General features: G+C 72.2%; 23 protein-coding genes. 9 read left to right on the forward strand and 14 right to left on the reverse strand.

What is annotated here, in order from left to right:
- Positions 1-15 precede the first annotated feature (15 nt).
- A complete protein-coding gene (locus tag ACFW01_RS17620; RefSeq protein WP_384504422.1) occupies positions 16-1,317 on the reverse strand; it encodes an aminotransferase class III-fold pyridoxal phosphate-dependent enzyme in 1,302 nt (433 codons plus the stop codon).
- Between the two features lie 293 nt (positions 1,318-1,610).
- Here ACFW01_RS17620 and ACFW01_RS17625 point away from each other — a divergent pair, with 293 nt between their 5' ends.
- Together ACFW01_RS17625 and ACFW01_RS17630 are read left to right on the forward strand one after the other, a co-directional pair.
- Positions 1,611-2,837 (forward strand): trypsin-like serine peptidase, encoded by a 1,227-nt coding sequence (locus ACFW01_RS17625; RefSeq protein WP_384504424.1) that lies wholly within the window; start codon positions 1,611-1,613, stop codon positions 2,835-2,837.
- A gap of 65 nt (positions 2,838-2,902) precedes the next feature.
- Positions 2,903-4,117, forward strand: coding sequence for a trypsin-like serine peptidase (locus tag ACFW01_RS17630; protein WP_384504426.1), 1,215 nt, complete (start codon positions 2,903-2,905; stop codon positions 4,115-4,117).
- A gap of 104 nt (positions 4,118-4,221) precedes the next feature.
- Here the strand turns inward: ACFW01_RS17630 and hflX are convergent, their stop codons facing one another.
- From hflX to miaA, 6 genes are all read right to left on the reverse strand, one after another.
- Complete coding sequence (gene hflX, locus ACFW01_RS17635; RefSeq protein WP_234958456.1) at positions 4,222-5,715, reverse strand: GTPase HflX; 1,494 nt, start codon at positions 5,713-5,715, stop codon at positions 4,222-4,224.
- Positions 5,716-5,860: 145 nt separating this feature from the next.
- Positions 5,861-7,438, reverse strand: a complete 1,578-nt coding sequence (locus ACFW01_RS17640; RefSeq protein ID WP_384504428.1) for a M1 family metallopeptidase — start codon at positions 7,436-7,438, stop codon at positions 5,861-5,863.
- A gap of 113 nt (positions 7,439-7,551) precedes the next feature.
- A complete protein-coding gene (locus ACFW01_RS17645; RefSeq protein WP_384504430.1) occupies positions 7,552-9,777 on the reverse strand; it encodes a RelA/SpoT family protein in 2,226 nt (741 codons plus the stop codon).
- A 216-nt stretch (positions 9,778-9,993) separates the two neighbouring features.
- The gene (gene dapF, locus ACFW01_RS17650; RefSeq protein WP_384504432.1) at positions 9,994-10,878 is read right to left on the reverse strand and encodes a diaminopimelate epimerase; all 885 of its coding nucleotides are present in this window, start codon (positions 10,876-10,878) and stop codon (positions 9,994-9,996) included.
- A 68-nt stretch (positions 10,879-10,946) separates the two neighbouring features.
- On the reverse strand, positions 10,947-11,447 hold the full coding sequence (locus tag ACFW01_RS17655) for a hypothetical protein (protein ID WP_384504468.1): 501 nt from the start codon (positions 11,445-11,447) through the stop codon (positions 10,947-10,949).
- 107 nt (positions 11,448-11,554) lie between these two features.
- Positions 11,555-12,493 (reverse strand): tRNA (adenosine(37)-N6)-dimethylallyltransferase MiaA, encoded by a 939-nt coding sequence (gene miaA / locus ACFW01_RS17660; RefSeq protein WP_234958452.1) that lies wholly within the window; start codon positions 12,491-12,493, stop codon positions 11,555-11,557.
- Between the two features lie 183 nt (positions 12,494-12,676).
- On the opposite strand from miaA, the gene ACFW01_RS17665 reads away from it, so the two are divergent.
- Together ACFW01_RS17665 and ACFW01_RS17670 are read left to right on the forward strand one after the other, a co-directional pair.
- Positions 12,677-12,952 (forward strand): hypothetical protein, encoded by a 276-nt coding sequence (locus ACFW01_RS17665; protein WP_384504434.1) that lies wholly within the window; start codon positions 12,677-12,679, stop codon positions 12,950-12,952.
- 24 nt (positions 12,953-12,976) lie between these two features.
- A complete protein-coding gene (locus ACFW01_RS17670; RefSeq protein WP_384504436.1) occupies positions 12,977-13,267 on the forward strand; it encodes an antitoxin in 291 nt (96 codons plus the stop codon).
- A 122-nt stretch (positions 13,268-13,389) separates the two neighbouring features.
- On the opposite strand, the gene ACFW01_RS17675 is transcribed toward ACFW01_RS17670, so the two are convergent.
- From ACFW01_RS17675 to ACFW01_RS17690, 4 genes are all read right to left on the reverse strand, one after another.
- Complete coding sequence (locus ACFW01_RS17675; RefSeq protein ID WP_384504438.1) at positions 13,390-14,112, reverse strand: class III extradiol dioxygenase subunit B-like domain-containing protein; 723 nt, start codon at positions 14,110-14,112, stop codon at positions 13,390-13,392.
- A gap of 49 nt (positions 14,113-14,161) precedes the next feature.
- Positions 14,162-15,679, reverse strand: coding sequence for a tRNA (N6-isopentenyl adenosine(37)-C2)-methylthiotransferase MiaB (miaB, locus tag ACFW01_RS17680; protein ID WP_384504440.1), 1,518 nt, complete (start codon positions 15,677-15,679; stop codon positions 14,162-14,164).
- Between the two features lie 67 nt (positions 15,680-15,746).
- The gene (locus ACFW01_RS17685; RefSeq protein ID WP_384504442.1) at positions 15,747-16,406 is read right to left on the reverse strand and encodes a response regulator; all 660 of its coding nucleotides are present in this window, start codon (positions 16,404-16,406) and stop codon (positions 15,747-15,749) included.
- Positions 16,406-17,476 (reverse strand): sensor histidine kinase, encoded by a 1,071-nt coding sequence (locus tag ACFW01_RS17690; protein ID WP_384504444.1) that lies wholly within the window; start codon positions 17,474-17,476, stop codon positions 16,406-16,408. Before ACFW01_RS17690 ends, ACFW01_RS17685 begins: the two co-directional genes overlap by 1 nt.
- 102 nt (positions 17,477-17,578) lie before the next feature.
- Here ACFW01_RS17690 and ACFW01_RS17695 point away from each other — a divergent pair, with 102 nt between their 5' ends.
- Together ACFW01_RS17695 and ACFW01_RS17700 are read left to right on the forward strand one after the other, a co-directional pair.
- The gene (locus tag ACFW01_RS17695; protein WP_234958445.1) at positions 17,579-18,064 is read left to right on the forward strand and encodes a TrkA C-terminal domain-containing protein; all 486 of its coding nucleotides are present in this window, start codon (positions 17,579-17,581) and stop codon (positions 18,062-18,064) included.
- Between the two features lie 4 nt (positions 18,065-18,068).
- The gene (locus tag ACFW01_RS17700; protein WP_234958444.1) at positions 18,069-19,307 is read left to right on the forward strand and encodes a cation:proton antiporter; all 1,239 of its coding nucleotides are present in this window, start codon (positions 18,069-18,071) and stop codon (positions 19,305-19,307) included.
- Between the two features lie 67 nt (positions 19,308-19,374).
- Here ACFW01_RS17700 and ACFW01_RS17705 read toward each other — a convergent pair whose 3' ends face one another.
- Positions 19,375-19,842 (reverse strand): MazG nucleotide pyrophosphohydrolase domain-containing protein, encoded by a 468-nt coding sequence (locus tag ACFW01_RS17705; RefSeq protein ID WP_234958443.1) that lies wholly within the window; start codon positions 19,840-19,842, stop codon positions 19,375-19,377.
- 102 nt (positions 19,843-19,944) lie between these two features.
- Between ACFW01_RS17705 and ACFW01_RS17710 the strand changes: the two genes are divergently transcribed.
- Positions 19,945-20,940 carry a TAXI family TRAP transporter solute-binding subunit gene (locus tag ACFW01_RS17710; RefSeq protein WP_234958442.1) on the forward strand — a complete coding sequence of 332 codons (996 nt, stop codon included), beginning with the start codon at positions 19,945-19,947 and terminating at the stop codon, positions 20,938-20,940.
- Between the two features lie 12 nt (positions 20,941-20,952).
- Here ACFW01_RS17710 and ACFW01_RS17715 read toward each other — a convergent pair whose 3' ends face one another.
- Positions 20,953-22,398 carry an ATP-binding protein gene (locus ACFW01_RS17715; protein WP_384504447.1) on the reverse strand — a complete coding sequence of 482 codons (1,446 nt, stop codon included), beginning with the start codon at positions 22,396-22,398 and terminating at the stop codon, positions 20,953-20,955.
- A 9-nt stretch (positions 22,399-22,407) separates the two neighbouring features.
- Positions 22,408-23,094: a response regulator transcription factor gene (locus ACFW01_RS17720; RefSeq protein ID WP_234958440.1), complete on the reverse strand. Its 687-nt coding sequence runs from the start codon at positions 23,092-23,094 to the stop codon at positions 22,408-22,410.
- Positions 23,095-23,390: 296 nt separating this feature from the next.
- On the opposite strand from ACFW01_RS17720, the gene ACFW01_RS17725 reads away from it, so the two are divergent.
- Both ACFW01_RS17725 and ACFW01_RS17730 read left to right on the forward strand, forming a co-directional pair.
- Complete coding sequence (locus tag ACFW01_RS17725; protein WP_234958439.1) at positions 23,391-24,167, forward strand: amino acid ABC transporter ATP-binding protein; 777 nt, start codon at positions 23,391-23,393, stop codon at positions 24,165-24,167.
- Between the two features lie 75 nt (positions 24,168-24,242).
- Positions 24,243-25,076, forward strand: a complete 834-nt coding sequence (locus ACFW01_RS17730) for a glutamate ABC transporter substrate-binding protein (protein WP_384504450.1) — start codon at positions 24,243-24,245, stop codon at positions 25,074-25,076.

The raw sequence follows: 25,076 nt of genomic DNA on the forward strand, positions 1-25,076 counted from the left end.
CGGCGGGTCTCGGTCTCAGCGCGCGGCGCGCGGCCGGTGGGGCGGGCCGTGGTCGCCGCGGCCCCGTTCCACCGCCCGCACGGCGTCGGCGAGGCGCTCCAGGACCGCCGACGTCTGCTCCTCGGTGACGATCAGGGGCGGCAGCAGTCGTACGACGTTCCTGGCCGGACCGGTCAGGTCCACGATCAACCCGCGGCGCAGACACGCGCGTTGGACAGCCCCGGCGAGTTCGCTCGCGGTGTCGCGGTGCCCGTCGCGGCCAGGGGACTCGCACCCGCCGCACGGCGCCGTCAGTTCCATGCCGATCATCAGTCCGCGCCCGCGCACGGCCCCGACGCACGCGAACTCCTCGGCCAGGCAGCGCAGTCGGGACAGTAGCCGGTCGCCCAGCGCGGCGGCGTGCCCGGCGAGGCCGTGCTCGCGGACGTGGGCGAGCGTCGCCGCGCCCGCGGCCAGGGCGAGTTGGTTGCCGCGGAAGGCGGCGGCCCCGGGTCCTGCGGCGGGTCCGTCGTCCAGGTCGGCCCGGTGGACCACCGCGGCCAGCGGCAGGCTGCCACCGATCGCCCTGGAGAGGACCAGCACGTCGGGGGTGACTCCGCTGTGCTCCACCGCCCAGAAGGCACCGGTCCGGCCGACGCCCGTCTCGGTCTCGTCGGCGATGAGCGGCACGGACCCTTCGGCCGTGATCCGCCGCAGATCGCGCAGCCAGGGGTCGGGGACGGGCAGGACGCCGTCCTCGCCACGTACCGGTTCGAGGAGCACTCCGGCGGGCGGTTCACCGGCGTCGTCCGGGCAGCACGCCGTGGCGTCCGCCGCGTGGTGGGCGCCGGTGGGGGTGACGATGCGGGTCCGGCCGGTGGCGGCGCGGACGAGGGCGACCGCGGTGGCGACCGGGTCGGTTCCGCCCGGTCCGCAGAAGCGCACGCGCGCGTGGTCGGCGAGGCCGGGCGGCAGGGTGCGCAGCAGCTCGGTGACGAAGGCGTCCTCGACCGGGGTGGTGAGGCCCATGACCTGCAAGGGGGCGCCCGAGTCGAGAACCCTGCGGATCGCCTCCAGCACGACGGGATGGTTGTGCCCCAGAGGCAGGGACCCCGCTCCCGAGGCACAGTCGAGGTAGCGGCGGCCGTCGGCGTCCTCGATGGTCAGCCCCCGGGCCCGCACGGGCACCACCGGCAGGGCGCGCGCGTAGGTGCGCGCCGCGGTCTCGGGCGCCGGCTGACGCCTCGGAGCGCCCTCGCCCCCGACCTCGGGCCGGGCGCACGAGCACACGGCACTCCCGCCGCCGGCCGCGATCACCTCGTACGCGGAACCCCTCACGGCCTCCCCCACCTCCCGCTGTCCGGACGCGATCCGTCGACGGCGGACCTCCACCGCTAGCAACCGCGGCGCGTGCCGGGGGTTACGGGTTGCCCGAAGATCCTTGCCGGCCGGGCGGCTGTGTCCGAACCGTTGCCGTTCCGTCGGAACTCCCCCACAGGCGGCGCATAGTGTGTGATCCCGTTCCAGGTCGCCGCCGCTCCGCGGAGTTCGGGAAGTCCGGGAGACCGGGCCGGGGCAGCGGAGCGACCGGCGGGGCACCACGTTCGTTCACAGCAGGGGGAGTCGACACCATGCGATCCATACGTCCGTCGTTCAGCAGGCGCGGAAAGGGGCGCGGACGGCGCGGGGGCTCCTCCGCGGCCGCCGTGGCGCTCGTCTCGGCGCTCGCGCTCACCGCCACGGCGTGCGAGTCCGGGGACCCGGAGGCGGGCGGCGACGCCTCCGCCTCCGCGACGGCCGCGGAGGACGGCAACGGCGGGATCCGGATCCCGGACCACATCAAGGACAAGCTCAAGGAACGCGGGATCGACGTCGACGACTGGAAGAACGGCGCCTGGAAGGACTGGAGCAAGGACGACTGGCTGCGCGAGGCGCAGGACTACGTCAACCCGATCATCGCGGGCCTGTGGGACCCGGACCGCATGCGGGACGCCGAGGAGCCGGGCAAGGAGGTCGACGACAGCGACCTCTCCGGTGACCAGGGCGTCACCGACCCGGAGCCGGCGCCCGTCGAGGCGCGGGCCGTCGAGCCCACGTACCACGACAACGCCGCCACGGCGGGCAAGCTGCTCTTCGACTCGCCCAAGGGCTCGATGGTCTGTTCGGCGACCGTGGTGAAGGACCCGGCCAACCCCGGCAAGTCCAACCTGGTGTGGACGGCGGGCCACTGCGTGCACGCCGGCAAGGAGGGCGGCTGGTACCGCAACATCGCCTTCGTACCGTCGTACAACGACGCCGGCATGTCGCTCGAGGAACTGGCGAACGCCTCCAAGGAGGAGATGGCTCCCTACGGCCTCTGGTGGGGCGACTGGGCGCAGACCTCGGACCAGTGGATCGAGCAGGGCGGTGCGACGGGCGGTGCCGGGGCCCCGTACGACTACGCCGTCATCCATGTGACGCCGGAGAAGGGCAGCGGCGGCAAGTCGCTGGAGGAGACGGTCGGCGCCGCGCTGCCGGTGGACTTCGGCGCGCCCGCGGTGCCCGAGGTCGAGAGCATCGAGGCGACCGGGTACCCGGCCGCGCCGCCGTACGACGGCCAGAAGCTGTACCAGTGCCAGGACAAGCCCGGGCGGCTGTCGATCAACGCCGCCGACCCGACGATGTACCGCATCGGCTGCACCATGACCGGCGGCTCGTCCGGCGGTGGCTGGGTCGCGACCGGCTCCGACGGCAAGCCGGCGCTGGTGTCCAACACCTCGATCGGCCCGGTGACGGCGGGCTGGCTGGCCGGTCCGCGGCTGGACAAGGGCGCCAAGGGCGTGCTCGACGCGGTGAGCGGCAAGTTCGCCGGCCAGTGAGCGCGGCCCGTACACCGCGCTGAATCAAGTTCACTCACACACGTTCCAACGGGGGTCGTCCCAGCATGCGTTCCACACCCAGGTCCGCCGCGCCACGGCGCGCGCGGCGCACCGCACTCGCCGCCGCCGGTCTCGTCACCGCGCTGACGGTCACCGCGACCGCCTGCGGCGGCTCGGAGGAGGACGAGGCCGCCGCCAAGCCCGGCGGTGGCACCTCGCAGGCCGCCGACGCCGGTGACACCGGTGGCGAGGGCGGTCTGCCCGCAGGTGTCGCGGACCGGCTCAAGGAGCAGGGCATCGACGTCGACCGGTGGAAGGACGGCGGCTGGAAGAACTGGGACAAGGACAAGTGGCTCACCGAGGCCAAGGACTTCGTCAACCCGATGATCGAGGGCCTGTGGAAGCCTGACCGGATGAAGTCGGCGAAGGAGGCCGACAAGACGGTCACCACCAAGGACGCGTCCGCCGACCAGGGCGCCACCGACCCCGAACCGGCCCCGGTGGAGGCCGTCGCCGAGAAGACGCCGTACCACGACAACGCGGCCCCGGTGGGCAAGGTCTTCTTCGACTCGCCCGAGGGCTCGATGGTCTGCTCGGGCACCGTCATCAAGGACGTCAACCACCCGGGCAAGTCCAACCTGGTGTGGACGGCCGGCCACTGCGTGCACGCCGGTGGCAGCGGCGGCTGGTACCGCAACATCGCCTTCGTGCCGTCCTACAATGACCTGGGCAAGTCCGAGGCGCAGCTGGCCGACGCGACCACCACCGAGATGGCGCCGTACGGCACCTGGTGGGCGAACTGGGCGTCGACCTCGAACCAGTGGATCCAGGGTGGTTCGGAGAACGGCGGCGACGGGGCCGCGCACGACTACTCCGTGCTGCACGTGAAGCCCGAGCAGGGGAGCAAATCCCTGGAGGAGACGGTCGGTGCCGCGCTGGAGGTGGACTTCTCCGCCCCTTCCGCGACCGAGGTTCCCAGCATGGGTGCCTGGGGTTACCCGGCCGCGGCGCCGTACAACGGGCTGGAGATGTTCAAGTGCGTCGACCGGCCCGGCCGGCTGTCGCTGAGCCCGTCGCTGCCGACGATGTACCGCATCGGCTGCACCATGACCGGCGGTTCGTCCGGGGGCGGCTGGTTCCGGGTGGTGGACGGCGAGACCAAGCTGGTCTCGAACACCTCGATCGGCCCGCTGGAGAACACCTGGCTGGCGGGTCCGCAACTGGGCCCGGAGGCCCGGTCGATGTACCAGAACATGAGTGAGACGTACGGCGGCCAGTGACCGCGCGGTCTGCCGGGGGCTCCTGCTCCCGGCAGACCGAAGGCCCGCCTCCGCGATGTGCGGGGGCGGGCCCTCTTCGCGCTTGCGGCGCTGCGGTACCCGGGTCAGAGCGCGGGCGCCGGCACGTACGGCGTCAGCTCCGCCGCCAGCTCCTCGTGCACCCGCACCTTGAGCAGGGTGCCCTCCGCGGTGTGCTCCTCGGAGATCACCTCGCCCTCGTCATGGGCGCGGGCGACCAGCTTGCCGTGGGTGTACGGCACGAGCGCCTCGATCTCGACCGAGGGACGCGGCAGCTCGTTGTCGATCAGCGCGAGCAGCTGGTCGATGTTCCGGCCGGTGCGTGCCGAGACGGCGATGGCCCGCTTCTCGACCCGCAGCAGCCGCTGGAGCACCAGCGGGTCGGCCATGTCGGCCTTGTTGACCACGACGATCTCGGGTACGTCGGTGGCGCCGACGTCCCTGATCACCTCGCGCACGGCGGCCAGTTGCTCCTCCGGGACCGGGTGCGAACCGTCGACCACGTGGAGGATCAGGTCGGAGTCGCCGACCTCCTCCATCGTGGAGCGGAACGCCTCGACCAGGTGGTGCGGCAGATGCCGGACGAAGCCGACGGTGTCGGCCAGCGTGTACAGTCGGCCGCTCGGCGTCTCCGCGCGGCGGACGGTCGGGTCCAGGGTGGCGAACAGGGCGTTCTCCACCAGCACGCCCGCGCCCGTGAGGCGGTTGAGCAGCGAGGACTTGCCGGCGTTGGTGTAGCCCGCGATGGCGACGGAGGGCACCTTGTGGCGCTTGCGCTCCTGGCGCTTGATCTCGCGGCCGGTCTTCATCTCCGCGATCTCCCGGCGCATCTTCGCCATCTTCTCGCGGATCCGGCGCCGGTCCGTCTCGATCTTGGTCTCACCGGGGCCACGGGTGGCGAGGCCGCCGCCCTTGCCGCCACCCATCTGACGGGACAGCGACTGACCCCAGCCGCGCAGCCTGGGCAGCATGTACTGCATCTGCGCGAGCGCCACCTGCGCCTTGCCCTCTCGGGACTTGGCGTGCTGGGCGAAGATGTCCAGGATCAGGGCCGTACGGTCGATGACCTTGACCTTGACGACGTCTTCGAGGTGGATCAGCTGTCCGGGGCTCAGCTCACCGTCGCAGATGACGGTGTCGGCGCCCGTGTCGAGGACGACGTCGCGCAGCTCCTCGGCCTTGCCGGAGCCGATGTACGTCGCGGCGTCGGGCTTGTCGCGCCGCTGGACCACGCCGTCGAGCACGAGGGCACCGGCGGTCTCGGCGAGGGCGGCCAGCTCGGCGAGCGAGTTCTCCGCGTCCTGCACGGTGCCCGAGGTCCACACGCCGACGAGGACGACCCGCTCCAGGCGGAGCTGGCGGTACTCGACCTCGGTGACGTCCTCGAGCTCGGTGGAGAGGCCGGCGACGCGGCGCAGTGCCGCGCGGTCGGAGCGGTCGAACTGCTCACCGTCCCACTGCGAGCCGGTCTCGTGGTTCCAGGCGACGTCCTCTTCCATCAGGGCATCGGCCCGGAGGCCCTCGGGATAGGTCTGCGCGAGACGCTTGGTGTCCTGGGAGGGGGAAGAAGAGGAGGTCATTGGATCCTTACGTAGCTGGGAAGGGGTCGCGCGGCACTTCGGCTGCGGCATTCTGCACAACGCACGAGCCGCCGGGGAGATTCCCGCGGCCCGTACCGCGCCGTCCCGAAGATGGTCGCACGGCACGGGCCGTCTCGTCACCGGCTTATTCGCCGTGTGCCTTATGGGACCCGTGGGCCTTCTGAGACGCGGGCGCCTTCTTGGACGCGGCCGTCGGCTTCCAGTCCGGGTGGCCGGGCATGGGCGGGGTCTTCTCGGCGTAGAGCCAGCCCTGGAAGAAGGCGCCGAGGTCGCGGCCGGAGATCTCGGAGGCGAGCCGGACGAAGTCGGCGGTGGTGGCGTTGGCGTCCCGGTGGCGGTCGACCCAGACGGACTCCAGGCGCTCGAAGGCGGTCCGGCCGATCTCCTGGCGCAGCGCGTAGAGCACGAGCGCGGCACCGTCGTAGACGTTGGCGCGGAAGATGCCGGTCTTGCTGCCGGAGGTGGGCGGCTTGGGGGCGGCCGGGGGCCCTCCCTTGGCGCGCCAGCCGTCGGAGGCGCCGTAGGCGGCCTTCATGCGCGCCGTCACGGGCTTGTCCGCGGTCTCCTCCGCGTACAGCGCCTCGTACCAGGTGGCGTGCCCCTCGTTGAGCCACAGGTCGGACCAGGTGCCCGGGCTGACGCTGTTGCCGAACCACTGGTGGGCCAGCTCGTGGACCATGATCGACTCGACGTACCACGCGGGGTAGCCGGCCTCCGTGAACAGTTCGCGCTCGAAGAGGGAGAGCGTCTGGGTCTCCAGCTCGAAGCCGGTGGTGGCGTCGGCCAGGAGCAGGCCGTACGTCTCGAAGGGGTAGCGCCCGACCTTCTTCTCCATCCAGGCGATCTGGTCCGGCGTCTTCCGCAGCCAGGGTTCGAGCGCCGCGCGGTGCTTCGTCGGTACGACGTCCCGTACCGGCAGCCCGTGCGGGCCGGTGCGGTGCAGCACCGTGGAGCGGCCGATGGACACCTGGGCCAGCTCGGTCGCCATGGGGTGCCGGGTCCGGTAGGTCCAGGTGGTCGAGGAGCCGGTGCGCTCGACGCCCGCCGGGAGTCCGTTGGCGACCGCGGTGAGCCCGTCGGGCGCGGTGACGCGGAAGGTGAAGCTCGCCTTGTCGGAGGGGTGGTCGTTGCAGGGGAAGACCAGGTGGGCGACGTCGGCCTGGTTGGCCATGGCGAGGCCGTCGGCGGTGCGCACCCAGCCGCCCGGGCGGTCCTCGGCGTACACGGGGTCGCTGCTGTGCCGCACGGTGATCCGCGTCCGCTCGCCCTCGTCCAGGGCGTCCGCGGGTGTGACGACCAGGTCCTCGCCGGCCGTGGCGAAGTCCGCGGGCTCGCCGTCGACCTCGACGGAGTCGACCTTGCCGTGGGCGAAGTCGAGGTTGACCCGGTCCAGGTCGGCCGTCGTCCGGGCGTCGATGGTGGTGACGGCCTTCAGCGGCTTGGTGTTGCTGCCCGAGTAGGTGAAGGAGAGGTCGTAGGCCGTGACGTCGTAGCCGGGGTTTCCCAGGTGCGGGTAGAGGCGGTCGCCGACGCCCAGCGGGGCCGGCGGGGCGCTCGCGGCGACCAGGCAGACGGAGACGGCGGAGGCGAGCAGCGCCGCCGCCCTGAGCCGGCGCCGGGAGCGTACGCGGGGCCGTGGACGCGAGGGCTGAGAGACGCGCGGGGCGTGAGCGGTGTGAGCGCTGTGAGGGGTGTGCGGCATCCCTCACGGCTATCAGCGCGCGCGTGCCCGGCGGCGACGGCGCGCGCCCGGGGCACCCGAACGGGTAGGTCCCGCTCAGGCCCGTACGTCCCGCTCAGGCCCGTACGTCCCGCTCAGGCCCCGGTGGGCTGCGGCTGGGACCTGCTGACGTCGTACACCCCGGCCACGTCGCGCATCGCGCGCATCAGGGCGGGCAGCCGGGCCGCGTCCGGGAGCAGCACGGTGTAGGTGTGGCGGACCCGCTGGCGGTCCGGGGGCTCGACGGTCGCCGAGACGATCTCGGCGCCTTCGAGGGCCATGGCCTCGGTGAGGTCGGCCAGGAGGTGCGGGCGGCCGAACGATTCGGCGAGCAGCGTGACCCGGCACTCGGTGCTGTCGCCCCAGCGCACGTCGACCTCGGGGCGCCCGGCGCTCGTCATGCGGGCCACGGCGGGGCACTCCGCGCGGTGCACGGTCACCACTCCCCCGCGGACCGCGAAGCCGGTGATCCGGTCGGGCGGCACGGGCGTGCAGCAGCCGGCCAGGCGGACGGTCGCGCCCGGCAGGTCGACCCGTACGTCGGGGGATACGGCTCCGGAGCCGGGGCGGACCTCCGGCGCGTCGGCCGCGGGGCGTGAGGCGGGTGCGGGGGCGTCGTCGGCCGGGGTGGCGCCGTGGGCCGGGTTCCCGGCCGCTGTCTCCGCCCCTGCCGCCGCCTCGGTCTCCGGGTCGGCGGACGTGGTCGCCGGACGTGCGGCGAGGCGGCGCTGGATGGCGATCCGCGCGGCGGGCGTGTGGGCGTGCTCCAGCCAGTCGCCGGCGGGCTCGGAGGCGGGGTCCTGGCCCATCAGGAGCTGCACGCCGTCGCCGTCGCGCAGCACCGTGCTCATGGTGGCCAGGCGGCCGTTCACCCGGGCGCCCATGCAGGCGTGCGCGTCCTCGCCGTACTGGGCGTAGGCGGCGTCGACGCAGGTGGCGCCCTCGGGGAGGCCGAGGGTGCCGCCGTCGGGGCGGAAGACGGTGATCTCGCGGTCCTGGGCGAGGTCCTCGCGCAGGGTGGACCAGAAGGTGTCGGGGTCGGGTGCGCCGCGCTGCCAGTCGAGCAGCCGGGAGAGCCAGCCGGGGCGCGTCGGGTCGGCGCGTTCGCCGTCGCTCGCGGTCTGCTCCTCCGGTGGCGTGGCGTAGGGGTTGCCGAGCGCGACGACGCCCGCCTCGGCGACCTTGTGCATCTGGTGGGTGCGGATGAGGACTTCGACGACCTGGCCGTCCTGCGCACGGGCCACCGCGGTGTGCAGCGACTGGTACAGGTTGAACTTCGGGACGGCGATGAAGTCCTTGAACTCCGAGACGACGGGCGTCATACAGGTGTGCAGTTCGCCGAGGACGGCGTAGCAGTCGGCGTCCTCCTGCACGAGCACCAGGAGGCGGCCGAAGTCGGCGCCGCGGAGCGGATCGCGTTTGCGGGAGACGCGGTGCAGGGAGACGAAGTGGCGGGGCCGGATGAGGACTTCGGCGTTGATGTCGGCCTCGCGCAGCACCTTGCGGACGTCCTCGGCGACCTCGGCCAGCGGGTCGTCCGCGCGGGCGGCGTTCTCGTCGATCAGCTCGCGTGTGTGCTCGTACTCCTCGGGGTGCATGACCGCGAAGACGAGGTCCTCCAGCTCGGACTTGAGCGCCTGGACGCCGAGCCGTTCGGCGAGCGGGATGAGTACGTCCCGGGTCACCTTGGCGATGCGCTCCTGTTTCTCGCGGCGCATCACTCCCAGGGTGCGCATGTTGTGCAGCCGGTCGGCGAGTTTGATCGACATCACGCGGACGTCGTTGCCGGTGGCGAGGAGCATCTTGCGGAAGGTCTCGGGCTCGGCGGCGGCGCCGTAGTCGACCTTCTCCAGCTTGGTGACGCCGTCGACGAGGTAGCGCACCTCGGCACCGAACTCCTCGCCGACCTGATCGAGCGTCACGTCGGTGTCCTCGACGGTGTCGTGCAGGAGCGAGGCGGTCAGGGTGGTGGTCTCCGCGCCGAGTTCCGCGAGGATCAGGGTCACGGCGAGCGGGTGGGTGATGTACGGCTCGCCGCTCTTGCGCATCTGGCCGCGGTGCGAGGACTCGGCCAGCAGGTAGGCGCGGCGCAGCGGGTCGAGGTCGGCGTCGGGGTGGTGGGCGCGGTGGGCCTCGACGACGTGGCCGATGGCGTCGGGCAGCCGGCCGCGGGCCGTGGAGCCGCGCAGCGCGGCGCGGCCGAGGCGGCGCAGATCGATCCGGGGGCGGGCCTTTCTGCGGGCCGCCGCAGGCCCGACGGGGCCGACGCTCGCGGGCGTCACGGGGCCGGGGCTCGCTGGATTCACGGCCTCCGCGTTCATGGGCACCTCCGGCTGCGTAAACCGGCGGACGGGGTATCCCAGGGCGGACACGGCTCAGGGGATGGTGTCGGTCCCCCGTCCGGGCCGGTGCTTGATGCTATCGAGCCCACCACGTGCGGCCGACCGCCTCTCGCCGAGCGTGAAACGGATCACCCATTCGAGCGATGAGCCGAGGGTTTACGTTTTCGTACTGAGTGTCATGGACCGGGCTGTGGTTCACCCGGCCGTCGTCGTGGCGAGTACCCCTTCCAGCCATGCGGAGTCGAACTCTCCCTCCGCGACGATCACTGCCGGACCGGTCATCTCGATCTCGCCGTCGGGGCGCTCGGTGATCACCAGGGTGCCGCCGGGCAGGTCGACGGTGTAGGTCGCCGGGGTCCCGGTGGCCGCCGGGTCGGCGCCGTCCCTGCGCGCGGTGGCGACGGCGACGGCGCACGCGCCGGTGCCGCAGGAACGGGTCTCCCCGGAACCGCGCTCGTGCACCCGCATCGCGACGTGGCGGGGGCCGCGGTCGACGACGAACTCGACGTTGACCCCGTCCGGGTAGGCGGCGGCCGGCCCGACGGGCGGCGCGGTGTACAGGTCGCCCGCGTGGTCGAGGTCGGCGACGAAGGCGACCGCGTGCGGGTTGCCCATGTTCACGTTCCGCGCGGGCCAGTGACGCTCGCCGACGCTCACCTCGACGTCGCCCTCGGGGAGCAGGGCGCGGCCCATGCCGACGGTGACGTCGCCGTTCTTGGCGAGGTGCACGGTCTTCACGCCTCCGCGCGTGGCGACGGCGAGATCTCCCTCGGTGACGTGCCCGGCGCGCTGGAGGTAGCGCGCGAAGACCCGTACGCCGTTGCCGCACATCTCGGCGACCGAGCCGTCGCCGTTGCGGTAGTCCATGAACCACTCCGCCTCGGCCGCCATCTCCCGGGCGTCGGGGTGCGCCGCGGACCGCACCACGTGCAGGAGTCCGTCACCGCCGATGCCCGCGCGGCGGTCGCACAGGGCGGCGACGGCGGCGGGGGGCAGGTCGACGGCGTTCTGCGGGTCCGGGACGATCACGAAGTCGTTCTCGGTGCCGTGACCCTTGAGGAAGGCGATCCGCGTGCTCATTCCTCGATCGTACGGGTTGGGTACGACGAGCCGGGAGCGGGACGTGGGGGTGCGTGCGGGCGGGGGTCTCAGCCCCGCAGGCGGGCCACCCGCCACACGGCCAGGACGACGATCGCGACGACCGCCAGGGCGTAGACGGTGATCATCCGCCAGTCGGCACGGCGCCCGGATCCGCGCTGCGGGAGGCCGGGCCAGGTGTAGCCGACGCGGCGGGCGGCCATCATGCCCCAGCCGGCCGCGCACGAGCAGATCAGTAGCCCCAGCATGGCGATCACGGCGCCGCTGTCGCCGAAGTCGAAGGCGAGGGGGAAGGCGAACATCAGGGAGCCGAGGGCGGCCAGGCAGACGATGGGCGCGAGCTGCCAGATCCGCAGCCGGCGCTGGGGCCGCAGCTCGACCTCGACCTCGTCCCCGTACATCTCGTCGGGCTCGGGGCCGTCGGCCGCCACGCCCTGCGGAGTCTCATCGGGGCCGTCGGGGCTCAGGGCGGGTCCGTCCGGCTCCGGGCCACCGGGGCCGACGGTGTCGTGCTCGGTGCTCGGTGCGGTGTCGCGAGGGCCGGCCTCCATCGCCACGCGCCCTCCCAACTAGGACTCACTCGGTCGATCGAAGCTCGATGATGGCACGCCGTCGGAGGCCGGGATGACGGCCGGGGCGTCCCGATGCCATCACGTGATCAGGCTGTAACCGGTCGTTCGACCAACGACAGGGCGAGCCGCGGAAGTTCCGTGCGATCCGCCACACCCCCACTCAACCAGTGCACCCGCGGGTCGCGCCTGAACCATGAATCCTGACGGCGCGCGAAGCGCTTGGTGGCACGGACGGTCTCCGCGCGCGCCTCGTCGAGCGTGCAGTCACCGGCAAGCGCCGTGAGCACCTGCTGGTAGCCGAGCGCGCGCGACGCCGTACGCCCCTCGCGCAACCCACGCGCCTCGAGTGCGCGCACTTCCTCGACCAGTCCGGCCTCCCACATCCGGTCGACGCGGCGGGCGATGCGCTCGTCCAGTTCGGGGCGCGCCACGTCGACGCCGATCTGCACGGTGTCGTAGACGGAGTCGTGACCGGGGAGGTTGGCGGTGAAGGGGCGGCCGGTGATCTCGATCACCTCGAGCGCGCGCACGATCCGGCGGCCGTTGCCGGGGAGGATGGCCCGCGCGGCCTCCGGGTCGGCGGCGGCCAGCCGGGCGTGCAGCGCCCCCGAGCCCAGCTCGGCGAGTTCCTCCTCCAGCCGGGCCCTGACCTCGGGGTCGGTGCCGGGGAACTCCAGGTTGTCGACGGCGCCGCGGACGTAGAGGCCGGAGCCGCCGACGAGGACGGGCCAGCGCCCCTCGGCGAGCAGGGCGTCGATCCGCTCCCGGGCCAGCCGCTGGTACTCGGCGACGGACGCCGCGACCGTCACGTCCCAGATGTCCAGGAGATGGTGCGGGACGCCGCCGCGTTCCCCGGGGGTCAGTTTCGCGGTGCCGATGTCCATCCCACGGTAGAGCTGCATGGAGTCGGCGTTGACGACCTCGCCGCCCAGCCGCTGGGCCAGGAAGACGCCCAGATCGGACTTTCCGGCCGCGGTGGGTCCGACTACGGCGATGACACGGGGGGCGGAGGGTGCGCTGCTCACCGGACCAGTCTCGCAAACCCCGGACCTCGCTCTCGAACGAGTTACGTGACGGTCCGCGGCCGGGGTCGTTGCCCGTTGCGAGGTTCCCGCTCCCCGGACGGCCGGGGCGATGGCCCCGGCCACGCAATCGGACGCACCGGATACCGCGGGATTTCGCCCGCACGAGTAACGTATGGAGTTGAAATGGGCGTTTTTGCACGGCTTCTCCGGAAGTCGAAGAACACCGAGGAGGCGTCGGCCGCCGAGACCGGGGGCGACGGCACCGAGACCGAGCGGGCCGCGGAGGAGACCACGGCGGAGGCCGCGGAGACGGCCGAGTCCGGCCCTCGGAACACCGCGGAGACCGACGAGGCCGCCACGGCCCCCGAGGCCGCCGACTCCGACGGTGTCGGCATCCCCAAGCAGCAGTCCGCCGGGGAGGCCGTCGACAACGAGACCGACAAGGGCGCCCGCACCTGACCGCCCCGTGAGGGAAGGCGAACCATGGGTCTCCTGGACAACTTGAAGGCCAGACTCGGACCGGCGAAGGGCAAGGTCTCCGACCTCGCGCAGCAGCACGAGGACAAGATCGACCGCGGCCTCGACAAGATGGCGCGGACCGTCGACGAGAAGACCAAGGGCAAGTACAGCGACCGGATCCAGACCGGCACGGGCAAGGCCAAGGGTGCCGTGGACCGTCTCGCTCACAAGGACGAGGGAACGGGCCCAGGCGGGGGCACGCCGGGCAGCACCCCGGGCGGTCCGCCACCGGCCGGACCCCCTCCGGCCTCCTGACCCGCCACACCGGCGGGTCACGCCCGCGTCGGCGGACGGTCACGGAGCGGATCAGCGCGTCGGCTGACCGGCTCCGTGACCGTCCGCCGAGGGCACTGCCACGACGACGACTACGACTACGACTACGACCAAGCGGCCGCGACGTACCCCACCCCGTACGGAGCGTCCTCGTACAGCAGCGTGCCCGACAGGCCCGTTCCCCCGGCGGCGCCCGCGAGGACCTGCCAGGGGGCCCGGCCGGACACCTTCAGCTCACGGGCTAGGGCGACGTCCAGCCCGGCGAGGGCGGTCACGTCCGCCGCGCCCAGCGCGCGCCCCGCCGCCGCGTCGAAGGGCGCCGCCCGCTCGTCGAGGTAGCCCGGCGCCTTGAGCGTGCGGCACGCGCTGGCGTCGCCCAGCACCAGCAGCGCCATCCGCCCGGCTCGCCCGGCGAGGTCGCGGCCGACGGCGGCGCACCGCTCGGCGGGAAGGTCCTCCCCCACCCCGACGCCCTCGACGGGCGCGTGGAACCAGTCGGTACGCGCGAGCAGCCAGGCCCCGACGGCGAAGCCGTACGGCAGTTCACTCCCGGCCGCCGACGTGGCCGCCCCGGTGTCCGGCCCCAGCCGCACGTCCAGGTCCACGCCGAAGCCGCGGAACGAGCCCGGCGTCCCCTGCGGGTAGATCTCCGGCCCGGCCGCGTCCGCGGGTCCGACGACCACGAGCCGGTCGGGCCGGGCGGCGGCGAGCACGCCCAGCGCGTCCGTGCACGCCGCGCGGGCGGCGTCCAGCTCGGGTGCGGCGCCCGCGGCGACCTCCGGGACGAGGAGCGGCGGGCAGGGGCAGACGGCGGCGGCGACAAGCATGATCGGCAGCGTAACCCCGCGCCTCGCCCGGGGTCGCACTCCCCCGCGGTCAGTCGCAGCCGCAGCCGCTCGCCACCGCCGGCTGGGGCTCGGGCACGCCGATCTTCGGCAGGCCGAGCAGCACGCCCGCCGGCTTGGCCTGCTCGGCCGCGTTGCGCTTCTCCCAGGCGTCGCCCGCGCGGGTGCGCCGCACGTCGAGGACCGCGCCCTCGGCGAGGAGGTGGTGCGGGGCGGCGTAGGTGATCTCGACCGTCACCACGTCGCCCGGCCGGACCTCCTGGCCGGGCTTGGTGAAGTGCACCAGACGGTTGTCGGGTGCGCGGCCGGAGAGCCGGTGGGTGGTGCCGTCCTTGCGGCCCTCGCCCTCGGCGACCATCAGCTCCAGGGTGCGGCCGACCTGCTTCTTGTTCTCCTCCCAGGAGATCTCCTCCTGGAGGGCGACGAGGCGCTCGTAGCGCTCCTGGACGACCGCCTTGGGGATCTGGCCGTCCATCTCGGCGGCCGGAGTGCCGGGCCGCTTGGAGTACTGGAAGGTGTACGCCTGGGCGAACCGGGCCTCGCGCACCACGTGCAGGGTCTGCTCGAAGTCCTCCTCGGTCTCGCCGGGGAAGCCCACGATGATGTCGGTGGTGATCGCCGCGTGCGGGATGGCGGCCCGCACCTTCTCGATGATCCCCAGGTAGCGCTCCTGCCGGTAGGAGCGGCGCATCGCCCTCAGCACCGGGTCGGAGCCGGACTGGAGCGGCATGTGCAGCTGCGGCATGGCGTTCGGCGTCTCGGCCATGGCGGCGATGACGTCGTCGGTGAAGTCGCGCGGGTGCGGGGAGGTGAAGCGGACGCGCTCCAGGCCGTCGATGCTCCCGCAGGCGCGCAGCAGCTTGCTGAACGCCTCGCGGTCGCCCATGTCGGAGCCGTAGGCGTTGACGTTCTGCCCGAGGAGGGTGATCTCCGAGACGCCCTCGGCGACCAGGGCCTCGACCTCGGCGAGGATGTCGCCGGGGCGGCGGTCCTTCTCCTTGCCGCGCAGCGCCGGGACGATGCAGAAGGTACAGGTGTTGTTGCAGCCGACGGAGATGGAGACCCAGGCCGCGTAGGCACTCTCGCGCCGGGTCGGCAGCGTCGACGGGAACGCCTCCAGGGACTCGGCGATCTCGACCTGCGCCTCCTCCTGCACGCGGGCGCGCTCCAGCAGCACCGGGAGCTTGCCGATGTTGTGCGTGCCGAAGACGACGTCCACCCAGGGGGCGCGCTTGACGATGGTGTCGCGGTCCTTCTGCGCGAGGCAGCCGCCGACCGCGATCTGCATCCCGGGGCGGCTCGCCTTCTTCGGGGCGAGGTGGCCGAGGTTGCCGTACAGCTTGTTGTCGGCGTTCTCCCGGACGGCGCAGGTGTTGAAGACGACGACGTCCGCGTCGCCGTCGGCGCCTTCGGCGGCGCGGACGTACCCCGCGTCCTCCAGCAGGCCGGACAATCGCTCGGAGTCGTGGACGTTCATCTGGCACCCGTAGGTGCGTACTTCGTAGGTGCGCGTGCCGCCCGCTGTCCGGCTCCGGTCGATGCTGCTCATGGCAATAAGGGTAGGCGGTCGGCGGCGATGGCCCGGGCCGCCTGTGGACAACCCGGATCGGGGCTGGTCAGGGCTCGATCAGGCCCGCGCGGATCGCGTACCGGGTCAGCTCGAGGCGGTCGCGGACGCCCAGCTTCTGCAGGAGGTTGGCGCGGTGGCGTTCGACGGTCTTGGCGCTGATGAAGAGCAGTTCGCCGATCTCCTTGGAGGTGTGCCCCTCGGCGACGAGCTTGAGGATCTCCTCCTCGCGTTCCGTGATGGGCCGCTCCGGCAGGCCGCCGCCCCGGTCCATGCGGTCCAGGTAGGACCGGACGAGGGCCCGTTCGGCGCCGGGGTAGATGAACGGTTCGTCGCGCACGGCGGCCCGGCACGCCTCGACCAGGTCGCGGTCGGCGACGGACTTGAGGACGTATCCGCAGGCGCCGGCCTTGAGGGCCTCGAAGAAGTACTGCTCGTTGTCGTACATGGTCAGGATCAGGATGCGCAGCCCGGGCAGCCGTCGGGAGAGTTCGCGGGCCGCCTGGAGGCCGGTCATGCGGGGCATCGCGACGTCCAGGACGGCCAGGTCGACCCCGGTGGCCAGGGCCGCCGCGACCGCCTCGGCACCGTCACCGGCCTCGGCGACCACCGTGAGGTCCGGTTCGCCGTCCAGGATGAGGCGTACCCCGCGGCGTACGAGGGTGTGGTCGTCGGCGAGCAGGACGCGGATCGGGGGCCGTGCGGACATCAGGGGCTGTCTCCGGTTCGGTCTGCGAAACGCTCCCCGGGCGGGGCGGGAACGCGCAGGCGTACGTCGGTGCCCCCTCCGGGGGCGGGTTCGAAGTGGATCTCGGCTCCGATCAGCAGGGCCCGCTCACGCATGCCCCGGATCCCGGCGCCCTCGGCGGCCGTGCCGAGACCGGTGCCGTTGTCGCGGACGAGCAGTTCGACACCGCCGGCCAGCGGACGCAGGCTGAGCGCGGCGTGGTCGGCGGCGGCGTGCCGGGCGGTGTTGGTCAGGCCCTCCTGGGCGACCCGGTAGAGCACCAGTTCCGCCTCCGGGGCGAGCGGGGGCAGGTCGCCGGGGACGTGGTGCTCGACGGACAGCCCGTGGTGGGTGAACTCGGCGGCGAGGGAGCGCAGCGCGCTGGGCAGGCCGAGTTCCTCCAGGACGCCGGGGCGCAGCCGGCGGGCGATGCGGCGGATCTCGTCGAGGCCGGACCGGGTGGCCTCCTGCGCCAGCGACACCTCATCGCGCAGTTCGCCGGGGACCCGGTCGGCGACCCTCTTGAGCTGGAGGAGGACGGCGGTGAGGGTCTGGCCGACCTCGTCGTGCAGTTCGCGGGCGATGCGGTGGCGTTCGCGTTCCTGCGCCTGGAGCGCGCGGCCGGCGCCGGCCGCGCGCTCGGCCCGCAGCCGGTCCAGCATCGTGTTGTACGTGGCGATCAGCTGGGCCGCCTCGGCCGGTCCGGCGACCGCCGGGCGGGCGCCGGGCACCAGCAGGTCGGCGGTGGCCATGGCGCGGCCGAGCCGGTGCAGGGGGTTCAGGCCGATGCGCAGGACGACCGCGTTTCCGGCGAGCAGCGCGGCGAGGCCCACGAGCAGGATCAGTGCCTCACCGGGCAGGACCGGCGTCGAGACGGTGAGTGGTCCCAGGAGCAGGGCGGTGGCGACGAACAGGCCCGCGGCGTTGAGTGAGAAGATCCGCCAGAAGAGCGACACGGTCCTCTTTCCGCTCCTCCCGGCTTCCGCGCACGACACCGCCGCGGCCAGTCTGCGCGCCCGCGACCGGCCGCGTATATCCGTCACGACACCCATATCGCCACGGTACGTGCGGATGACAGCATGGCGGGGCCGTGAGCACGTCGCGTACGTGCGGGAAGTGCGGCAAGGGAAGCAGGACGAATGAGGGGAAAACTCGTGTCAGCACCACGCCTGAGGGCGACGCCGCTGCCGGGTATCGGGGTCCAGTACGACCTGGAGACGCGCGCACACCGCCATCTGTCGGTGGTGGCACACCGCGACGGCGCCCGCACGGTGAACGTCTACCGGGACGACGATCCCGACTCGTGCGCGCACTCGCTGCGCCTGACCGGCCCCGAGGCGGGTGCCCTGATCGACGCGCTGAAGCCCTCGCACCACAGCGCCAGCCTGCTCTACACCACGGACCTGGGCCTGGTCGCCGAGCGGATCGAGGTGTCCGCCACCTCCCGCTGGAACGGGCGGCTGCTGGGCGAGACGTCCATGCGGACCGAGACCGGCGCGTCGATCGTGGCGGTGCTGCGCCGGGCCGAGGCGATCCCCTCCCCGGCGCCGGACTTCCGGCTGGTGGGTGGTGACACCTTGATCGTCATCGGCACCCGTGAGGGCGTCGACGCCGCCGCGGCGATACTCGGGCAGGAGTGAGCCGGTGCACTCCGCGGTCCTCCTGATCGAGTTCGGTTCCATCATCCTGGGTCTGGGGCTGCTCGGCCGGTTCGCCGGGCGCTACCGGCTCTCCCCCATCCCGCTGTACCTGCTGGCCGGTCTGGCCTTCGGCGAGGGCGGGCTGCTCCCGCTCGGCGCGAGCGAGGAGTTCGTCGCCATCGGCGCCGAGATCGGTGTCATCCTCCTGCTGCTGATGCTGGGCCTGGAGTACACGGCCAGCGACCTCGTCACGAACCTCAAGTCCCACTATCCGGCCGGCCTCGTCGACTGCGCGCTCAACGCGGTGCCGGGTGCGGTGGCCGCGCTGCTGCTGGGCTGGGGTCCGGTGGCGGCCGTCGTCCTCGCCGGTGTCACGTGGATCTCGTCGTCCGGTGTCATCGCCAAGGTGCTGGGCGATCTGGGCCGGGTCGGCAACCGTGAGACGCCGGTGATCCTGAGCGTGCTGGTCCTGGAGGACCTGGCGATGGCGGTGTACCTGCCGATCGTCACCGCGCTGGTCGCCGGTGCCGGGCTGATGACCGGCAGCATCACCCTGGCGGTCGCGCTGGCCGCGGCGGGGCTGGTGCTCTTCGTGGCGCTGCGCTACGGCCGGCTCATCTCGCGGTTCGTCTCCAGCGACGACCCGGAGAAGCTGCTGCTGGTGGTGCTCGGCCTGACGATCCTGGTCGCGGGTGTGGCGCAGCAGCTCCAGGTGTCGGCCGCGGTGGGCGCCTTCCTCGTGGGCATCGCGCTGTCCGGGGAGGTGGCGGAGGGCGCGCACACGCTGCTGAGCCCGCTGCGGGACCTGTTCGCCGCCGTGTTCTTCGTCTTCTTCGGCCTGCACACGGACCCGGCCAGCATTCCGCCGGTCCTGCTGCCGGCCCTCGCGCTGGCCCTGCTCACGGCAGTGACGAAGATCGCCACCGGGTACTGGGCGGCACGGCGCGCCGGGATCTCCGTCAAGGGCCGCTGGCGTGCGGGCGGGGCGCTGGTGGCGCGCGGCGAGTTCTCGATCGTCATCGCGGGTCTCGCGGTCTCGGCCGGCATCGAGCCGTCCCTGGGCCCGCTGGCCACGGCCTACGTCCTCATCCTGGTCGTCCTCGGCCCCCTCACCGCCCGCTTCACCGAGCCGCTGGGGATGCGCCTGTTCGGCCGCCGGGACCGTCCCGACCACCCGGGCGGCGGCATCCCCGACGGGGCGTCCCGGACGACGACGGGGGCGGAGGCGTCGGTCGGCGACTGACGGCGGCTTCGGCCGCGCGGGTCTCCGCGAGGGCATCAGCCGCGCGGCGTGGGTCTCCGCGAGGGCCTCAGCCGCGCGGCGTCTCCGGCATATCCGGGGTCCGCGGTGTCCGCGGCGTCCCCACCGCGTCCGGCGTCCGTGGCGTCCACCCCTGGCGGCGCAGGACGGCGGAGACGTCCGGCGCCTCGTAGTGGTCGCCCTTGAGGACCTTGCCGTCGGCGCGGCGGCTGACGCTGCCGTCGGGGCCGAGCTTGGTCATGTTGGAGCGGTGGATCTCGGCGATCACCTCGTCCAGGTCGATGCCGTGGACGAGGGCCGTGCCGTAGGCGACGTAGACGACGTCGGCCAGTTCGTGTGCGAGCCGGTCGAGCGGACCCGTCACCGACACCTCCGCGACCTCGGCGGCCTCCTCGGCGAGCAGCTCACCTCTGTGCGCCGCCAGGCCGGGCGAGACCTCGGCCGGGGCGCTGCGGGCGTCCAGCCCGAAGGCGAGGTGGAAGGCGTGGACCAGATCGGCGGGCGAGGTGTTGCTCATGCCGAGGACTCTAGCGACCGCCACCGACAACGGTCCCGCGCTCTCGCCGCGGTGTGAGCTCCGCCCTGGTCAGGGCCGGTGCGGGCTGGCAGGATCGGCCCCATGTCCACGCTGCTCTCCCGTATCGGCGGGCGCCGGGCCGCCCAGGGCGCGGTCGCCGGTGCCGTCGTGCTCGGGCTGCTGCTGTGGTGGCTGCTGCCGCTGGGTGAGAAGCCGCCGGGCGGGAGCGTCACGTTCAGCACCGGCACCCGCGCGGGCGTCTACCAGAAGTACGGCGAGCTGCTCCGCTCCGAGCTGCGCAAGGACATGCCGGGTCTGGACGTGCGGCTGATGACCAGCGCGGGCTCGCAGGAGAACGTCGAGCGGGTCGCGTCCGGTGAGGCCGACTTCACGATCGCCGCGGCCGACGCGGTGGAGACGTACAAGCTGGCCGGCCGGCCCGGGGCCGAGACGCTGCGGGGGGTCACCCGCCTCTACGACGACTACGTGCAGCTCGTGGTGCCGACCGACTCGGACATCCAGTCGGTCGCCGATCTGCGGGGCAAGCGGGTCGCGATAGGGCTGCCCAACTCGGGCGTGCGGCTGATCGCCACCCGTCTCCTGAAGGCCGTCGGCATCGATCCGGAGACGGACATCACGCCCCGCGCGGACGGCATCGACACCGGCCCCGGGCGGCTCGGCGACGAACTGGACGCGTTCTTCTGGTCGGGCGGCGTGCCGACCGACGGGCTCAGGCAGATCGCGGAGACGTCCGCCTTCCGCTTCGTGCCGATCGGCGACGACCTGGTCACCGAGCTGCACGAGTCGGGCGGCGCGACCCGCTACTACCGCACCACCAACATGCCGGAGTCGGCGTACCCCACCGTGCAGAACGGCGCCGTGGTGCCCACCATGGCGGTGTCCAACCTGCTGGTGACCCGCGCGGACGTCGATCCGCGGCTCACCGAGTGGCTGACCCGGACCGTGCTGGACAGCCGCGACGGCATCGGGGCGCACGTCCACTCCGCGCAGCTGGTGGATCTGCGCACGGCGATATACACCGACCCGCTGGAACTGCACGAGGGCGCCCGGCGCTACTACCGGTCGGTCAAGCCGTAGGCGCCCTGCCGCCTACCGGTCACCGGAGCCGTAGGGCCGCTCGGGCTCCTTGGGCGCGGTCCCCGTCCTCGGCACCGTGACGGTGACCTCCAGGCCGTGCGGCACGTGGTGGCCGAAGGAGATCGAGCCGTCCCCCGCCGCGAGCAGCGCCCGGCAGATGGACAGGCCGAGCCCCGACCCCTTGACGTTCTGGTGCCGGCCGCTGCGCCAGAAGCGGTCGCCCACGCGCGCGAGCTCCTCGTCGGTGAGCCCGGGGCCGTTGTCGGTGACGACGACCGTGGCGGCGTTCCCGGTGGAGGCGACCTCGACCCGGACGGTCTCCTTGGGCGGCGTGAACTTCACCGCGTTGTCGATGACCGCGTCCAGGGCGCTGGAGAGGGCCACCGGGTCGGCCCAGCCCGTGGTCGGCGGGCACTCCCCCACCAGCCGTACGCCCTTGGCCCCGGCCGTCGGCGCCCAGGCCGCCACCCGCTCGGCGGCCAGCGCGCCGACGTCGGTGACCTTCAGGTCGGCCTGGCTGTGCTCGGCCAGCGCCAGGTCGAGCAGGTCGTCCAGGACCCGGGCCAGGCGTTTGCCCTCGGCCTGGACGGAGGCGATCTCCTCGTTGCCCTCCGGCAGTTCCAGGGCGAGCAGTTCGATGCGCAGCAGCAGGGCCGCGAGCGGGTTGCGCAGCTGGTGCGAGGCGTCGGCGACGAAGGCGCGCTGCTGCTCCAGTACGTCCTCCACGTGGTCGGCCATCTCGTTGAACGACCCGGCGAGGCGTCTCAGCTCCGGCGGCCCGCCGGCCGGCGCGACCCGGGACTTGAGCCGCCCGGTGGCGATGTCGTGGGTGGTGGCGTCGAGGACCCGCACCGGCTTGAGCACCCAGCCGGTCAGCCGGAGCGCGGCGCCGACGGCGAGCAGCATCGCGGCGATCTCACCGGCGCCGATCACCAGCCAGCCGCGCAGGGTGCTCGACCGCATCGAGTCGGTCGGCGACTCCGTCACGACGACCGCGACCACGTCGCCGTCCCGGATGACGGGCGAGGCCACCACCAGGTGTCCGTCCTGCCAGGGCCACACCTGCGGCGGGTCGTGGCTGCGGCGGCTCAGCAGCGCCTCGTCGAAGGAGTCGCGTACCTCTCCGGTCTGGGGCAGGAACCAGGTGGTCGGCGCGTTGGCCATCGGGATGTGGTTGCGGTAGAAGACGCCCGCCTTGATGCCGTACACCTCGTAGTAGCTGGTCAGCTCGGTCTGGAGGGTCTCCAGGCGTTCGTCCGTGCTCGTGGGGCGGGAGCCGCCCGGCACGTCCTCGGTGACGAACTGGGCGAGCGCGGCGAAGCGTGCGGTGTCGTCTATGCGGTCGATCACGACCTTCTGCTGCTCCGCGCGTGCGACGCTCACGCCGAGCGGAACGCCGAGCGCGAGCAGGACGGCCGCCATCAGGACGATGAGCAGCGGGAGCAGGCGTGTGCTCACCCGGCCCCGCTATCCGGTGGGCGCGACGAGGCGGTAGCCGACGCCGCGGACGGTCTCGATGAGCGCGGGCATGCGCAGCTTGGCGCGCAGGGAGGCGACGTGCACCTCCAGGGTGCGGCCGGTCCCCTCCCAGCTGGTCTGCCAGACCTCGCTGATGATCTGCTCGCGGCGGAACACCACTCCGGGACGCTGGGCGAGCAGCGCGAGGAGGTCGAACTCCTTGCGGGTGAGCTGGACGACCGCTCCGTCCACGCTCACCTGGCGTGTCGGCAGCTCGATGCGCAGCGCGCCGAGGCGCACCACCGTCTCGGTGCTCCCGGTGGCGTCCTCCTGGGCGGTGCGCCGGCTGACGGCGTGGATCCGGGCGAGCAGCTCCCCGGTGTCGTACGGCTTGACCACGTAGTCGTCGGCACCGAGGTTGAGGCCGTGGATGCGGGAGCGGACGTCGGAACGCGCGGTGACCATGATGACCGGCGTGCTGGTGCGCTTGCGGATCTTGCCGCAGACCTCGTAGCCGTCCTGGTCGGGCAGGCCGAGGTCGAGAAGGACGACGCCGAAGCCGTCGACCTCGGGGACGAGCGCCTGGAGCGCCTCCTCGCCACTGCGCGCGTGGGTGACGTCGAAGCCGTGCCGTGCCAGGATCGCGGACAGGGCGGCGGCCACGTGGTTGTCGTCCTCGACGAGCAGCAGTCTCATCCGGGCTCCCTTCGGTTCATCGGCCGTACGTTCAGGACGCGTAGAAAGTGCGAAAGACGCGTGCACGCGCGTGCGCGCCTTGTGCAGTGACGCCGATGCGGAGGGACCTCGTCAAGAGGTCTCCGGTCGCGGCCGCTCGAAGTTATCCGGCCGATATGCGCCCTGCTCACAAGTGCTACGACTCGTGTCCGATTGCTATCGGATCGTGATGCTCAGATCTCCCTCAGATGTAGAGACGCAGAGTGTCCCCGGTCACTACTGTCCTCCGAAACCGAGGAGGACGGAGCCCGAGAGCGATGACCGAAGTATCGGTGGCCAAGGAAGACAAGGCCGCGACCGACGAACTGGTCGTCCTGAAGAGTGTCAACAAGCACTTCGGCGCGTTGCACGTGCTCCAGGACATCGACCTGACGATCACCCGCGGCGAAGTCGTCGTGGTCATCGGACCCTCCGGGTCCGGCAAGTCCACCCTGTGCCGCACCATCAACCGTCTGGAGACCGTCGACTCGGGGTCGATCGCGATCGACGGCAAGCCGCTCCCCGCGGAGGGCAAGGAACTGGCCAGGCTCCGTGCCGACGTCGGCATGGTCTTCCAGTCCTTCAACCTCTTCGCGCACAAGACGGTGCTGGAGAACGTGACCCTGGGCCAGGTCAAGGTCCGCAAGGTCGACGCCAAGAAGGCCGAGGAGAAGGCCCGCGCGCTGCTCGACCGGGTCGGCGTGGGCGCCCAGGCGGACAAGTACCCCGCGCAGCTCTCCGGCGGTCAGCAGCAGCGCGTCGCCATCGCGCGGGCGCTGGCCATGGACCCGAAGGTCATGCTCTTCGACGAGCCGACGTCGGCTCTCGACCCCGAGATGATCAACGAGGTCCTGGAGGTCATGAAGCAGCTCGCGCGTGACGGCATGACCATGGTCGTCGTCACGCACGAGATGGGCTTCGCCCGCTCCGCGGCCAACCGCGTGGTGTTCATGGCCGACGGCCGCATCGTCGAAGAGGCGACGCCGGACCAGTTCTTCAGCAACCCGCGCAGTGACCGTGCCAAGGACTTCCTGTCGAAGATCCTGCACCACTGAGACCTCGTCTCCCGCGCCTGATCGCCCGATCGCCCGATCGCCTGATCGCCTGATCACAGCCAAAGGATGTTCACCATGAAGCTTCGCAAGGTCTCCGCCGCCTCGGCCGCCGTGCTCGCCCTCGCCCTGACCGCCACCGCGTGCGGCGGCGACGACAAGGACAGCGGCTCCTCCGGTGACGGCAAGAAGATCACCATCGGCATCAAGTTCGACCAGCCCGGCCTCGGCCAGAAGACCCCGGACGGCTACGCCGGCTTCGACGTGGACGTCGCCACGTACGTCGCCAAGAAGCTCGGCTACACCGAGGACCAGATCGAGTGGAAGGAGTCGAAGAGCGCCGACCGCGAGACCATGCTGCAGCGCGGTGACGTCGACTTCATCGCCGCCACGTACTCGATCACCCCGGAGCGCCAGGAGAAGGTCGACTTCGCCGGGCCGTACCTGCTCGCCCACCAGGACGTGCTCCTTCGTGCCGACGACAGCAAGATCAAGTCGCCCGAGGACCTGAACGACGCCAAGCTCTGCTCGGTGACAGGTTCGACCTCGGCGCAGAACGTCAAGAAGGAGCTCGCGCCCAAGGCTCAGCTGCAGAACTACCCGACGTACTCGGCCTGCCTCACCGGTCTCCAGAACGGTGCCATCGACGCGCTGACGACGGACGACTCGATCCTCGCCGGCTACGCCTCCCAGGATCAGTTCAAGGGCAAGTTCAAGCTCGGCGGCTTCAAGATGACCAACGAGAACTACGGCATCGGCGTCAAGAAGGGCAGCGACCTCAAGGCCAAGATTGACACGGCCCTCGAGGAGATGGTCTCCGACAAGTCGTGGGACAAGGCCGTCAAGGACAACTTCGGCCCGGCCAACTACAAGAACGAGCCGGCGCCGAAGATCGGCGACATCAAGAGCTGA

The sequence above is a fragment of the Streptomyces sp. NPDC058985 genome (assembly GCF_042740985.1).
GTDB lineage: Bacteria > Actinomycetota > Actinomycetes > Streptomycetales > Streptomycetaceae > Streptomyces.

What these genes read in the sequence shown, in the direction of transcription:
- ACFW01_RS17720 (WP_234958440.1), bottom strand. Translation starts at nt 23,094, where the DNA reads ATGAGACTGCTGCTCGTCGAGGACGACAACCACGTGGCCGCCGCCCTG.
- ACFW01_RS17665 (WP_384504434.1), top strand. Translation starts at nt 12,677, where the DNA reads ATGGGCGTTTTTGCACGGCTTCTCCGGAAGTCGAAGAACACCGAGGAG.
- ACFW01_RS17670 (WP_384504436.1), top strand. Translation starts at nt 12,977, where the DNA reads ATGGGTCTCCTGGACAACTTGAAGGCCAGACTCGGACCGGCGAAGGGC.
- ACFW01_RS17625 (WP_384504424.1), top strand. Translation starts at nt 1,611, where the DNA reads ATGCGATCCATACGTCCGTCGTTCAGCAGGCGCGGAAAGGGGCGCGGA.
- ACFW01_RS17685 (WP_384504442.1), bottom strand. Translation starts at nt 16,406, where the DNA reads ATGTCCGCACGGCCCCCGATCCGCGTCCTGCTCGCCGACGACCACACC.
- ACFW01_RS17640 (WP_384504428.1), bottom strand. Translation starts at nt 7,438, where the DNA reads ATGCCGCACACCCCTCACAGCGCTCACACCGCTCACGCCCCGCGCGTC.
- ACFW01_RS17710 (WP_234958442.1), top strand. Translation starts at nt 19,945, where the DNA reads ATGTCCACGCTGCTCTCCCGTATCGGCGGGCGCCGGGCCGCCCAGGGC.
- ACFW01_RS17690 (WP_384504444.1), bottom strand. Translation starts at nt 17,476, where the DNA reads ATGGGTGTCGTGACGGATATACGCGGCCGGTCGCGGGCGCGCAGACTG.
- ACFW01_RS17705 (WP_234958443.1), bottom strand. Translation starts at nt 19,842, where the DNA reads ATGAGCAACACCTCGCCCGCCGATCTGGTCCACGCCTTCCACCTCGCC.
- miaB (WP_384504440.1), bottom strand. Translation starts at nt 15,679, where the DNA reads ATGAGCAGCATCGACCGGAGCCGGACAGCGGGCGGCACGCGCACCTAC.
- hflX (WP_234958456.1), bottom strand. Translation starts at nt 5,715, where the DNA reads ATGACCTCCTCTTCTTCCCCCTCCCAGGACACCAAGCGTCTCGCGCAG.
- ACFW01_RS17730 (WP_384504450.1), top strand. Translation starts at nt 24,243, where the DNA reads ATGAAGCTTCGCAAGGTCTCCGCCGCCTCGGCCGCCGTGCTCGCCCTC.
- ACFW01_RS17675 (WP_384504438.1), bottom strand. Translation starts at nt 14,112, where the DNA reads ATGCTTGTCGCCGCCGCCGTCTGCCCCTGCCCGCCGCTCCTCGTCCCG.
- ACFW01_RS17645 (WP_384504430.1), bottom strand. Translation starts at nt 9,777, where the DNA reads ATGAACGCGGAGGCCGTGAATCCAGCGAGCCCCGGCCCCGTGACGCCC.
- ACFW01_RS17630 (WP_384504426.1), top strand. Translation starts at nt 2,903, where the DNA reads ATGCGTTCCACACCCAGGTCCGCCGCGCCACGGCGCGCGCGGCGCACC.
- dapF (WP_384504432.1), bottom strand. Translation starts at nt 10,878, where the DNA reads ATGAGCACGCGGATCGCCTTCCTCAAGGGTCACGGCACCGAGAACGAC.
- ACFW01_RS17725 (WP_234958439.1), top strand. Translation starts at nt 23,391, where the DNA reads ATGACCGAAGTATCGGTGGCCAAGGAAGACAAGGCCGCGACCGACGAA.
- ACFW01_RS17655 (WP_384504468.1), bottom strand. Translation starts at nt 11,447, where the DNA reads ATGGAGGCCGGCCCTCGCGACACCGCACCGAGCACCGAGCACGACACC.